Genomic DNA, 12,815 nt, shown 5'->3' with positions numbered 1-12,815 from the left:
GGGGAAAGACTGGTACTCTGCACCGGCTAATTGAGTTTTCCTACGATACTTAGGGTCTATTCATCAGACGCGGAATCAATGACAGGCATGTCGACTATTAATGGTGACCGATGGTCTTGCCAGGAAAGCCCAGATAAAGTTCATGGCATTAGAGGTTAATTTGGCGAGGTTTGCGATGTCCCGCACGATCCGTTTTCACAAGTTTGGTCCGGCCGAGGTGCTCAAATGCGAAGAGCATGCAGCCGCGCTGCCCGCACCGGGCGAAGTGCAGGTGCGTGTCGAAGCGATTGGCATCAGTTGGTATGACATTTTGTGGCGTCAGAACCTGGCGTCTTCCCATGCACGTCTTCCCTCTGGCCTGGGCCATGAGATGGCAGGGGTGGTCGTCGCTTTGGGCGATGGCGTGGAGGATTTGGCCGTGGGCGATAAAGTGGCCAGTTTTCCGGCCGAGAGCCCCAATGACTATCCGGTGTATGGCGAGCAGATCGTCCTGCCTCGTTCGGCCCTGACGCGCTACCCGGACGTCTTGACCCCCATCGAAGCGAGCGTGCATTACACGCCGCTGTTGATTGCCTATTTTGCTTACGTGGATCTGGCACGGGTCAAACCCGGGCAGTTTGCGTTAGTCACGGATGCTAGCCACTGTGCCGGTCCGTCCTTTGTGCAACTGGGCAAGGCGCTGGGTGTGCGAGTGATCGCTGCGACCAAGGACAGCGCCGAGCGTGAGTACCTACTGTCCCTCGGGGCCGAGAAGGTGATCGCCACCGAGGAGCAGGACCTGCTTATGCAGATCAACAAGTTCACCGACAATCGCGGCGTCGACGTGGTGTTCGATGGTTTAGGTGGCCCGCAGATGTCGTTGCTAGGCGATGTGCTGGCGCCGCGCGGCAGTCTGGTTCTGTACGGGCTGCAAGGCGGCAACCAGACGCCGTTCCCTGCGTGTGCGGCATTCCAGAAAAACATTCAGTTCTTTGTGCACTGCATCGGCAATTTCACCGGCAAGCCGGAACTGGGCATTGTCCAGGATCAGGTCGCTTTGCAACGGGCCTTGCGTGACATCAACCAGCTGACCGCCGACCGCGTGCTGGTGCCGCTGAAAACCACGGTGTTTCCGTTCAATCAGTTCGTGGAAGCGCACCGCTACATGGACGAATGCCCGTGCCGGGAACGTGTAGCGTTGCAGGTTGAAGCTGTTTAGCGCGTAGGAAGATTCGTAATCAGCTGGTTCGACCCAATGGCGCATGGGGCAAATGCGCCATTTGACAGGGCTTAAGCCTCGCCCCCCATGAAGTGCCGATCACGCCCTTCAGCCCCTGAATCCTGCTCTGGTCCCCTGACGCCGCACTGAAACCCAGTGCGGCGTCGTCGTGTATGCCCCTTCGGCACGTCCTCGGCTGTTGATCTGCACTGGTTTTCGACCAACTTCTGTATCTATTAATCATTAATCCAGCACTGATAATTGCGACTTCACATTCATCTCAAGGATTGAGCAATGATTGAATTCATGATGCGGCTACCGATGGTCACCCGAACTATGGGTGCGTCAATCAACTGGACTTTTGGTGTAAGACGCTTTGAGGGAAAGTCACAGCGCCAGGACCTGGAAAGTTGTTTGAGTGTATTTGTCGGATGCTTCTTTAAATAATTGGTTAGAAGTGTGTAGGACATTGTCAGAGGCTTCCTAGGGGTGGTCGATAGAAGCGTTTTACCTATCTATATCATTGGCTTGCGTGTGTTTCATTGGCCGTATTGTGCAGTGGGTAATCCCAGCCATCCCGTGACTCGGTGCTAGTGTCTATTTATTGGCGCACGGTGCGAAGCGCGAATTTCCTACACGCGCAATGGATCAAGCAGACACTCTTAGCAGTAGCTTGAAACTGATATTTCAACTCAGGTAGTACAACTATGAGCACTATTCACGAACAGGCTATGAATCATGTTTATCAGCAAGTTCTGCAACGTTTGATCGGGCACTTTACTCGTTCGGGCAGGACGGCACTCCAGTTGTTGGTCCAACGTATTGTGGTGGCCGCAGGAGGCATGGAGCAGGTCGGGGATTACAAAGTGCTGGTGGCTCACGGCGCAGGCGAGGTCAGCAGTTACACCCTGGCGCTGTTGCGCGCCGCGCAGTTGACCATCGCCGGCCGCGCACCCCGGACTTTCGATTTGCGCGTGGCGACGCTGCGTCATGCCGGTATGACCGAGGGGCAGCTCGAAACGCTCAATCAGGGTTACAGCCGCCTGTTTCTCCATGATGATCCGCGTGTCGAATTGCTCATGGTGGAAAACCAAGAGGTGCATCCCTTCAATCACCTGCGCCCCGCATCTGCGCTCGGGCGTGCGAACAGCCAGCGCAATATGTTGATGGTGGGCCATCTGAGCTCCGGTGATTGTCGCGCGACATTGTGCAATGAAACCTACCTGGCCCTCGGCGATTTCTACCAGCGCGTCACGACTTGGAACGGCGGCGTTCACGCGTTGGTCAGCGGTGACTCCCCACGCAAGCAAAGCCAGTTTCTCGCCTGGCTGAAAAGAACCGCCGAAGGCGCTGGCGTCCCCCCCGCCAAGGGGCGGGCGCGGTCGCTCACCGAATTGTTCGCACGCATGGACGAGTGGAGCACCGGTTACTACCGCGATGTTTATGGCGAACACTACGTGGCCCATGAGAACCCTAGCCCTTCGGGACACCGCCATCTGGCTTACATCGGCATTGACGATCTGCTCAAGGACGTCGACCTGCAATCCGCGACGCTGTTGTCCGATTTCATGGCCTATACGCCCGACCCGCTGGGTTTTCACTTCAGCCATCCAAGCTATTCCAACCCGTTGCTGATGGCCCACCTGCGCGGCCTGCAGGCCGAATGTCTGCGCGATCTCGATTATGAAGATGGCGTCGACGGCTTCATCCAACAGTCGGCCCAGTACATGCGACGCCTGCACATGCCTGAGGAGCTGTTCGCCGAGGCCAGTTCCCGTGAAGGTCGTTTATTGGCCAGTACCTTCGCTCAGCAATTCTTCGGCCTGGATGAAACTCAATTGATCTGTCTGTTGTTTTCACCGTTCATTCATCACGGTCAGCGGCTGGAAGGTTATTTGCGCCAATGTCATCCCGGCATGCTGGTAGCACTGCCTGAACTGCACAAAGCGTTGCAGGGCAAACCATCGGCCGAAATGCTGCAACAATGGTTCACCGACACCAGCGGTTTACCCCTGCCATTGTTGCAACATCTGTATCGCAAACGCCCCTTGACCTGCGCCAATGGTCAGCTGCGCAGTGCCCGTGCCGTGTCTCATGGCGCGACACCGGCCTTTCAATTGTCCGGGCGATGACCCTTCGCGGCGAGCGCCAGGCGGATTTCGCGTATCAGGCGGTGTATCGCTACATGATCAACCTGATCAACGAAGTCAGCACGGACACCCGAGTCAAGTTACCGTCGCTGCGCCAGTTGGCCGCTCGCCTGAACGTGTCGATCTCAACGATCCAATACGCCTACTCGTTGCTGGAGAAGGAGGGGCGAGTGTATTCGGTAGCCAAGTCCGGTTATTACGCGTGGCCGATGTCGGCCAATCCGACAGCCTGGCTGGGTGGAGACTTGCTCGACCGGCTCTATGCCGCTGCCCGGCGCCCTGGAATGCTAGTGCTCAGCGGCGATGAGCCTGCGCTAGAGGCTTCGTTGAATGCCACTTTGCTGCGCCTGGAGCGCGAACTGGTGCGCCAGTATCCCGGCCAGCTGCAACCCTGGTCCCAACCGTGCGGGGTGTGGGAGCTGCGGGCGGCGCTGGCCGCGCGTTATACCTCGTCACCCACACGGTGCTGGCATGCCGACGACGTATACATCGGTGCCGACTTGCGTGGCGTGCTGGATATTCTGATCGAAGTGCTGGGGCTCAAAGGCACCACGGTGATCGTCGAGTCGCCCTGTGATTGGCTGATTCTGCGGCTGCTGCAGGACGCCGGTGTGCGCGTTATCGAGCTGCCCTGGACCGCGCAAGCGCGCTTGGACAGCGAAAACCTGGAGCGACTGTTGCGTGATGAGCCGGTGCACCTGGTATTACTCTCGTCGGCGGTCAGCCTGCCTTCAGGCGTGGCGATGTCGGCCGAGGATCGCCTGGCCGTGGCGCGACGCTTGGACCACTACGGATGCTGGCTGCTGGAAAACGACAGTCTCGGCGAGTTGAGCCTGGAGGTGCCGCATACGCCATTGCGCGACCTGGTCAACCCGGAACGGCTGATCGTGTTTTCGTCGTTCGAGAAAATCCTTGGATCGGAAGCGCCCTACGGCTACTTATTGAGTCGACGCATGAGCCGAGAGTTGCAGCGCCAGTTCCTGTTGCGATCTTTCCGTTTATCGTCGATCCGGCAGCGCGCCATCGCCCGTCTATATCAGAGCACTCGCATCGACCAGCACCTGTGTGATTTGCGTCAGCAATTGCGCGAGCAAGCCGCGCACATGGGGCAGCGTCTGACGCTGCACCTGGGGGAACAAGTGACGTACCGCGTGCCTGCGGCCGGGGCCACGTTTTGGCTGGGTTCGACCCGCGAGGTGGACATGCGCAAGGTATTCCAATATCTGTTGGCGCGGCAGGTGGTGATCGCCCCGGGGGAGCTGTTCAGTGTCAGCGGGTTGCATCATCAAAATCTGCGCCTGAACCATACCTTTCACGGACAGCCGAGCATGGAGAGTGCGCTGGCGGCATTGAGTGACGCATTGCGCCAGGCGCAAACGGGTTGAAAATTCTGTTGAGTGTGTAGGATCGATACCGTCGCGCGGTAGTCCAACTCTCAGTAAACTGGCATTTTTTCCGAATTCTTCCTTTCCGAGGTTTATGCATGACTATCAGTCCTTTTGCGGGCAAACCGGCGCCGGCCCAATTGCTGGTGGATATCCCGCGACTGGTCACGGCTTACTACACCGGCCAGCCTGATGCAGCGATCTCCACCCAGCGCGTGGCGTTTGGGACCTCCGGGCACCGTGGCAATTCGTTCGAGCTGAGCTTCAACGAATGGCATGTTCTGGCCATCAGCCAGGCCATCTGCCTGTACCGCGAAGCCCAGGGCATCAACGGCCCGCTGTTCGTCGGCCTGGACACCCACGCGTTGTCCACGCCCGCGGGTGCCAGCGCGCTGGAAGTCCTGGCCGCCAACGGCGTTCACGTCATGCTGGCCGAAGGCGACGAATACACACCGACCCCGGCCATTTCCCACGCGATCATTTGCTATAACCGCGGGCGGACCAGCGGCTTGGCTGACGGCATTGTGATCACGCCGTCCCATAACCCGCCGCAAAGTGGCGGCTACAAGTACAACCCGCCTAACGGTGGTCCGGCGGACACCCACGTCACCAAGTGGATCGAAGCCAAGGCCAATGAGCTATTGGCCAACCGGCTCGCTGGGGTCAAACGTATCACCCACGCCCAGGCGCTCAAAGCCGACACCACCCATCGCCATGACTACCTCAATAGCTACGTGGCCGACCTGATCAACGTGATCGATATGGACGCCATCCGCAGCGCCGACCTGCGCCTTGGCGTCGATCCGCTGGGCGGAGCAGGGGTGCGCTATTGGTCTGCGATTGCCGAGCACTACCGTCTGAATCTGGAGGTGGTGAACACCGAAGTCGACGCCACCTTCCGCTTCATGAGCGTCGACTGGGATGGCCAGATCCGCATGGACCCGTCCTCCAGCTACGCCATGCAAGGCTTGATCGGCCTCAAGGAGCGTTTCGACGTGGCCTTCGCGTGCGATCCGGACCACGATCGCCACGGCATCGTCACCCCGTCCGGCGGCCTCTTGGCGCCGAACAACTACCTGGCCGTGTCCATCGATTACCTGTTCCAGAACCGTCCTGACTGGCGCGCCGATGCGGCCGTCGGCAAGACCGTGGTTAGCAGTGGCCTGATCGATCGCGTGGCCGCGCGCATCGGCCGGCGTTTGTACGAAGTGCCGGTGGGCTTCAAGTGGTTTGCCGACGGCCTGTTCGAAGGCTCCCTGGGCTTCGGCGGTGAAGAAAGCGCCGGTGCATCGTTCCTGCGCAAAGACGGCACGGTGTGGAGCACCGACAAAGACGGCTTGATCCCGGCGTTGCTGGCGGCGGAAATGACCTCGCGCAAAGGCCAGGACCCCAGCCAGCTGTACCGTGGCCTGACCGATGCCCTGGGCGAACCGTTTGCCATTCGTGTCGACGCCAAGGCCACCCCAGCGCAAAAAGCCCTGCTGGGCAAACTGTCGCCGGAACAGGTGACCTCCACCGAACTGGCCGGCGAGCGCATCCAGCAGATCCTCAGCCATGCGCCGGGCAACAATCAGGCCATCGGCGGCCTGAAAGTGATGACCGAAAACGGCTGGTTCGCCGCACGCCCATCGGGCACCGAGGACATCTACAAGATCTATGCCGAGAGCTTTGTGGGTGAAGAACACCTCAAGCGCTTGGTGCAAGAGGCGCAGGTGTTGGTAGACGGCGCCATCGCCGAATAACACTGAAACGCTTTGTAGGAGGGGGCTTGCCCCCGATGGCGGTATTTCAGTCCACTGGTCCAGGGACTGAAATACCGCCATCGGGGCAGGCGTCGCTGCCGATTTGGCTGTGAGGCGTCAGGTCAAGCGAGATCGACCAGCACGATCTCACTGTCCTCAATGGCCGTAACCCGTAGCAGCTGTTCATCCTCAATCGCTACGCCATCGCGGGCGTGCGCCCGTACACCATTAACCTCAATCACCCCGGTGGCCGGCACCAGATACGCTCGGCGCCCGCCCTCCAGGCGGTACTCAGCAACTTCACCGGCTTTCAGGTTCGCCGCCACCAGGCGCGCATCCGCACGAATGCGCAGGCTCTCGCTATCGCCGGCCTTGCCACTGGCCAAGGTGACGAAGCCTTCGCGCTCACCCTGTGGAAACGGCTTGGCGCCCCAGGATGGGGGCAGGCCTGCTTCATTGGGGATAATCCAGATCTGGAAAATCTTGGTCGGTGTGGCTTCCAGGTTGTATTCGCTGTGGGCGATCCCCGTGCCAGCGCTCATGACCTGTACATCGCCTGCCTCGGTGCGGCCTTTGTTGCCCAAGTTGTCGGCGTGGCTGATGGCGCCTTCGCGGACATAAGTGATGATTTCCATATCGCGGTGCGAGTGCTGGGGAAAGCCCGTGCCCGGGGCAATAATGTCGTCGTTCCATACCCGCAGGTTGCCCCAGTGCATGCGCTTGGGGTCGTGGTAGTCGGCGAAGGAAAAGTGATGATGGGCGTCGAGCCAGCCGTGGTGGGCGCCGCCCAGGGCGCTGAAAGGTCGCAGTTCAAGCATGATCGTCTCCTATGGATGGTGCCTATCATCCAGCAGCGCTTGATCGAGAAAAAGCGTAAAAAACGCTCCATTCTTATCGACTGATTCGATTGGATTGCCGCGTTTCAACTTTCACTTCATCGCCTAACTGCCTGATGGCACAGCAATTGGCTGGTACTGCGCGGCGATTCCGGCGACCATGGGGCACTGCTCACAGCCCAGCCCATTGCAGGAGTCCGCGTGTCGCAACAAAAGCCTGATCTGCCCCCAGAACTGCTACCCCTGGCTCAGATGCCGTTGTTCAAACGCCTGGCGGCGCGCCTGTTTGGTCATGGCCTGACCCGTCTGCGCGCCCAGCACCGGTTTTCCTGGCTGCACGGGCAAGCCGATGGTTTTCGCAGTGGGCATGAAGCAGGCGTGGAATACGGTTATCGCGAGGGCAAGGCCGATGGCATCGAGGAGGGGCGACAAGTATTGCTGATCCGCGATTTCCGCCCGGACGAGCACACAGCTCCCGGGATAGACGACAGCCTGTTCGATGACTGGCGCCTGCCGCTGACCGCCGATATCAAGAAGCGCATCAAGGCCGACGTCGCCCGTCTCCTACCGCTCCACGCTCAACCGAGTACCGCGCAGTGGAAGATGATCTTCAGCGAGACCCCCTCAACCTCGGTGATCGCCGGGGCTGGCGCGGGCAAATCCACGTCATTGGTGTTGCGTATTCTGCTGCTGACCCATTACCTGGGCTTCGAGCTCAGCTCGATGACCGTGGTGACGTTTACCCGCGAGTCACGCCAGGATTTCATTCGCAAGCTTATAGAAATTATGAGCCTGTGGGGCCAACCCCTTGATCCCAAAGAGGCACAGGCGGTGGTGCGCACCTTCCACTCGCGCATCCTGCCGATGGTGCGCAGCCTGCCGGGCTTCGAGCGTTTGCAGGCGTTCGAAAACCTCAATGCGGGCTTCGACGATGCCGACAGCAACCCGTTCGATCTGCGTATCAACGATGCCCAGCGCCAGCACCTGAACGCCTGCTACCAGCGTCTACATCGCCAGCATCCGCGTTTTCGCGAGTTGATCGCGCCGCTGGCGCGCCACGGGTTACAACTCAAAGAACTGGAGCGCGACCATCCGGACGTGCAGAAACGCGTGGCAGTGACTGAGCTGGCTGCCCAGCGTGACGAAGAGCTGTGCGATTTCATCGAGGACCTGTGGTTTCGCGCCGGGGCCTGGCCGATCAAGGGCATTGAGCCGAATCGCCAAACTGTTGAAATCAATGGCGCGCATTTCCACTGCCATGGCTACATTGCCGAATTGGACGCGTGGGTAGTACTGGGCTTCGACCCACGGGAAAACCCCCAGGTCAGCCGCCCCAATGCCAAGCTGTCAGTGCGCGCAGAGTGGGCGGTAAAGCGCACCCTGTTTCAAGCTTTCTGTCGTAAACCATTGATATGGCTAGATAGTTATGAATCGTCCAAACGCATGCTCAGTTGCCTGGCCGACGATGCCAGTGCCGGGCCAGGGTTTGATTACAAGGTCAAGGGTGAGCTGACATCGGCGCCGCTGCTGGACTGTTTTGTCACGGCCGCAGGCTTTATCGAGAACCTCGGACTGGACGTGCCCAGCGCCGTAGGTCGCATGAGCTTCGCCAAAGATGACCCGGACCGCTTGTTCTTCGAAGCGTTGAGTATTTTCTGGAAGGCGTTGGAGGACCATTTGCTCGACCAGAAGCCACCGATCATGACCTACAACCGCATGTTCTCGCTGTTCGGCGAAAACACCCCGGAAAACCTCAAGCTGCTCAGCGACCCGCTGTTAAGACCGTTGTCCCACTTGATGATCGACGAATTTCAAGACGTATCACCGCAAATCGTTGGATGGATTCGCGCCAGCCTGCGGGAGATCCGCAGTCGCGGCCCGGCCATGCACGTGGGGCGCGGCGCGCAATACTCGTCGTTGCTGTGTGTGGGTGATGACTGGCAATCGATCTACGGCTGGCGGGGCAGTTCGCCCAAGTACTTTATGGCCTTCGACCAGGAATTCCCGTCACCGAGCACCACCCGGGTGATGCTGAGCGAGAATTACCGCAGCCACCAGCACATCATCGACGCGGCAGAGCACATCGTGCGTGCCGCGCCGTCGATCCCGGGTAAGAAGGCCAAGGCCAGCGGTGCGCCCAAGGCTCTGGTGCCGGTCAATGTGCTTGAGCGTGACGATGCAGCATTGGGGCGACGCTTGCTGGAGCATTACCAGTGTGGCGAAACAGTGTTGATGCTGTATCGAAAAAGTAGCGATAAGTTATTGATTCAAGAGCATATTCAGTCTGTAGTTAATCTGGATTCTAGCTTGCCCGCTAACTCGCGTCGGCTCAAGCAACTGACCTTTCACAGTGCCAAGGGCCTACAAGCGGACACGGTTTTCCTGTTGGGGGATTGTCAGCACGTCACCCGCTCGCCGTATAAAAACCAGGTGTATCGCATGGCCGGACTGGGTAAGGACGGCGACAACGAGCCCTATGACACGGCGCAAAAGGACGAGGTGCTGCGCTTGGCGTACGTCGGCATCACGCGGGCGGTCAGCCATTGCTATTGGTACGTGGAGAAGCCCGAAGGCCAGGCGGCGAATATGCCCAGGGCCTCGGAGCGGGTGGATGGCAAAAAGGCGTTTTTCGACGATCACCGTCACTGAAGGCCTGATGCAGTGGCTCTGCGGGAGGGTGCATGCCCTCCCGGTGCTGTGAATCGGTTCAGGCTTGCAACGAGAGCGGCGGCACAAAGGATTCCAACTCATCCTCCACCGCCTCGATAATCCGCTCGACATCGGCGGCGTTCATCACCGTGGCGCAGGGGATACCGGCGATGGCGATCAGGGTTTCGCCGCTGGCGCGGTCGAACAGGCGGGCGACCATGCTGCCCGGCGCATCCATGCTGCCTTCAAAACCCATCGGATGAAAATGCCAGCGCATCAGCTGGCAGGCGTTGGGGAACGTCACTTTGTTCATGTTGCCCACCTTGTTCATTGAGCGCTTCCTTTAGCTCGCGGCAGGGGGCCAGGACCGTCGCTGGTCGAGGCGTGTAGGACTTAAAAATAGCATTCGTTCGCAACGCCAATGTGACTTTTTTCGCCCCGTTCGGCGGTTGTTTGCCTTTCCCTTGACATGGATCATGCCCTGTCCAAAAGTTGGCTAAAGGCCATTATTCGCCTGCAGTGCCTGCACATTAAAGGCAGGGCGGAATTTCGGCAATCTCCACGCTTTATCCGCCCCCAGAGCCCTTTATGCCCGACATCGCCCCCGACGCCGACAGCCAGCTCACCCACGCCACGGGCGAACTGGTGCTGCGTCATCACCTTTGCTGGCGTCATCGCGACCTGGACGGAGTAATGGCCTACTACCATCCGGATATCCAATACCACGACTTTTTCCAGAACCGTGTGATCGGTTACGCAGAGCTACGCGAATATCTGCAGGCGAGCATGCCGCGTGCGGCGGACGAGGCGATCGAGCACACCGACCGCATCCGTGCCGATGGCGACACGGCGTTTATCCAGTACCGAATCACGCTGCGTGGGGGGCAGGGGCTGGTGTCCTTCCGCACCAGCGAGGCGATTACCGTGCGTGATGGGCTGATCTGGCGCGTCAATGAATACGCCTCGCTGGTGCATGAACAGCCGGCCCAAGCCCTGCGGCCCACGGTCAGCCGGCTTGGGCTGTCGCCCCAGCAACTGGGGCATATGGCCAACGACTTGCAGCAGTATTTCGACAGCAAGCAACCCTATCTCGACCCGGAACTGGACTTGCAGCGGGTGGCCAAGGAATGTGGCTACAGCCGCAATCAGATTTCTTACCTGCTCAATCAGGTGCTGGGGCAGAGCTTCTACCGCTACGTCAACCAGGCACGCCTCCAGCATTTGCTGGCCGCGCTGAACACCGCCCAGGCGCCGATCAAGGTCGACGAACTGGCCTTTGCCGCGGGCTTCAATTCTCTCTCAGCGTTCTACAATGCCTTTCGGCAGCACACCGGCCAGTCGCCCAAGGCCTACGTCAAACAAATTTCTCTGCGTGCACGCGCGCAAGACAGCCCCTGACACCGCCCTCTAGGATCCCGTCTATCGAACCGCGGTAGAGGGAAGGGCATGTCGGCATGGCGCAATATCAGTTTATGGATGGATCAGGTGGGCGAGCCGCTGGTGGCGCGGCCATCCCTGACGCACGACCTGGATGTCGACGTGGCCATTATCGGCGCCGGTTACACCGGGTTGTGGACGGCCTATTACCTCAAGCGCCAGGCGCCGCAGCTGAACATCGCAATCATCGAGGCGCAAACCGCCGGCTTCGGCGCATCGGGCCGCAATGGTGGCTGGTTGATGGGCAACCTGTTGGGCGAAGACCGTCTGCTGGCCGGGCTGTCTGCTGAGCAGCGCCGTGCTTCCTTTGATTTGCTGCACGGCATCCCCGACGAGGTGGCCCAGGTACTGGCCCGCGAAGGCATCGACTGCGACTACCGCAAGGGCGGCGCGCTGTATTGCGCCGCGCGTTACCCCGAGCAGGAAACCAGCCTGCGCCGCTATCTGGACAAACTCTACGCCCAGGGCCTGACCGAAGCCAATTATCGCTGGCTGAGCCCGCAGCAACTGGCCGAGCAACTTCGCATCGCCAAACCCTATGGCGCGATGTACGCCCCCCATGTGGCGACCATCCAACCGGCCAAGCTAGTGCGCGGCCTGGCGCGGGTGGTCGAAGGCATGGGGGTCACCCTCTATGAAAACAGCCCCGTCACCCATTGGCAGTCCGGCAGCCTGCGCACTAATAAGGCCAGCGTACGCGCCACCTGGGTGGTGCCGGCTGTGGAGGGCTATGCCAACACCTTGCCACCGCTGGGCCGTTACCAACTGCCGGTGCAAAGTTTGATCGTCGCCACCGAGCCGCTGCCGAACAGCACTTGGGATGAGATCGGCCTCAGCCAAGGCCAAGCGTTCGGTGAGAGCAGCCGCCAAGTCACCTACGGCCAGCGCTCGGCCGACAACCGCTTGGTGTTCGGTGCACGGGGCGGCTACCAGTTCGCCGGGAAGCTGCGCCATGACTTCGATTTGACCGACAGCGAAGTGCAACTGCGTCGCTACCTGTTTGGCGAACTCTTCCCACAGCTCAAGACCGTACGGATTACCCATTCCTGGGGCGGCAACCTGGGCATGTCGCGACATTTCCGACCGCACATGCTGTGTGATCAGCGCACCGGTGTCGCGTTAGCCGGCGGCTACGGCGGGGAGGGCGTCGGTGCCACTAACCTGGGCGGGCGCACCTTGGCCGACCTGATTCTGGGCCGTGACACGCCGCTGACACACCAACCCTGGGTGATCCGCGAGGGTGGTCTGGACGCCCTCAAGGCCTGGGAGCCCGAGCCGTGTCGCTGGCTGGGTTACAACGCGATCATCCGCAGTTTTGTCCATGAAGACCAGGTGTTGGCCAACCCCAACACCGCGCCCTGGCGGCGCAAGCTCGCCATGGGCGTGGCGGGGTTCATGGAAGGTTTTATGCGCTAAGT

The 12,815-nt window shown here is 60.0% G+C and carries 9 protein-coding genes; 7 read left to right on the top strand and 2 right to left on the bottom strand.

The features are described from left to right. Positions 1-175 precede the first annotated feature (175 nt). From ABX75_RS18025 to pgm, 4 genes are all read left to right on the top strand, one after another. Positions 176-1,198 carry a zinc-dependent alcohol dehydrogenase family protein gene (locus ABX75_RS18025; RefSeq protein WP_034097770.1) on the top strand — a complete coding sequence of 341 codons (1,023 nt, stop codon included), beginning with the start codon at positions 176-178 and terminating at the stop codon, positions 1,196-1,198. A gap of 707 nt (positions 1,199-1,905) precedes the next feature. Next, positions 1,906-3,330 carry a hypothetical protein gene (locus ABX75_RS18020; protein ID WP_034097771.1) on the top strand — a complete coding sequence of 475 codons (1,425 nt, stop codon included), beginning with the start codon at positions 1,906-1,908 and terminating at the stop codon, positions 3,328-3,330. Beyond that, entirely contained in the window at positions 3,327-4,733 is a 1,407-nt protein-coding gene (locus ABX75_RS18015) for a PLP-dependent aminotransferase family protein (RefSeq protein WP_047882391.1), read from the top strand. Before ABX75_RS18020 ends, ABX75_RS18015 begins: the two co-directional genes overlap by 4 nt. A 98-nt stretch (positions 4,734-4,831) precedes the next feature. Beyond that, the gene (gene pgm / locus ABX75_RS18010; RefSeq protein WP_034113645.1) at positions 4,832-6,475 is read left to right on the top strand and encodes a phosphoglucomutase (alpha-D-glucose-1,6-bisphosphate-dependent); all 1,644 of its coding nucleotides are present in this window, start codon (positions 4,832-4,834) and stop codon (positions 6,473-6,475) included. Between the two features lie 122 nt (positions 6,476-6,597). On the opposite strand, the gene ABX75_RS18005 is transcribed toward pgm, so the two are convergent. After that, entirely contained in the window at positions 6,598-7,293 is a 696-nt protein-coding gene (locus ABX75_RS18005; RefSeq protein WP_047882390.1) for a pirin family protein, read from the bottom strand. A 219-nt stretch (positions 7,294-7,512) separates the two neighbouring features. Here ABX75_RS18005 and ABX75_RS18000 point away from each other — a divergent pair, with 219 nt between their 5' ends. After that, entirely contained in the window at positions 7,513-9,960 is a 2,448-nt protein-coding gene (locus ABX75_RS18000) for a UvrD-helicase domain-containing protein (protein WP_047882389.1), read from the top strand. A 58-nt stretch (positions 9,961-10,018) separates the two neighbouring features. Here the strand turns inward: ABX75_RS18000 and ABX75_RS17995 are convergent, their stop codons facing one another. Beyond that, entirely contained in the window at positions 10,019-10,291 is a 273-nt protein-coding gene (locus ABX75_RS17995; RefSeq protein WP_034097780.1) for a DUF1652 domain-containing protein, read from the bottom strand. 257 nt (positions 10,292-10,548) lie between these two features. On the opposite strand from ABX75_RS17995, the gene ABX75_RS17990 reads away from it, so the two are divergent. Both ABX75_RS17990 and ABX75_RS17985 read left to right on the top strand, forming a co-directional pair. After that, positions 10,549-11,358, top strand: coding sequence for an AraC family transcriptional regulator (locus ABX75_RS17990; RefSeq protein WP_034097782.1), 810 nt, complete (start codon positions 10,549-10,551; stop codon positions 11,356-11,358). A 48-nt stretch (positions 11,359-11,406) separates the two neighbouring features. Next, positions 11,407-12,813, top strand: coding sequence for an FAD-binding oxidoreductase (locus ABX75_RS17985; RefSeq protein ID WP_034097784.1), 1,407 nt, complete (start codon positions 11,407-11,409; stop codon positions 12,811-12,813). The last annotated feature ends 2 nt before the right edge of the window (positions 12,814-12,815 follow it).

Origin of the sequence: Pseudomonas sp. ARP3 (genome assembly GCF_001029595.1) — a bacterium.
Taxonomy (GTDB): Bacteria; Pseudomonadota; Gammaproteobacteria; order Pseudomonadales; family Pseudomonadaceae; genus Aquipseudomonas; species Aquipseudomonas rhodesiae.
The sequence above is the reverse complement of the archived record's forward strand: the minus strand, read 5'-3'. Positions and strand labels throughout refer to the sequence as shown.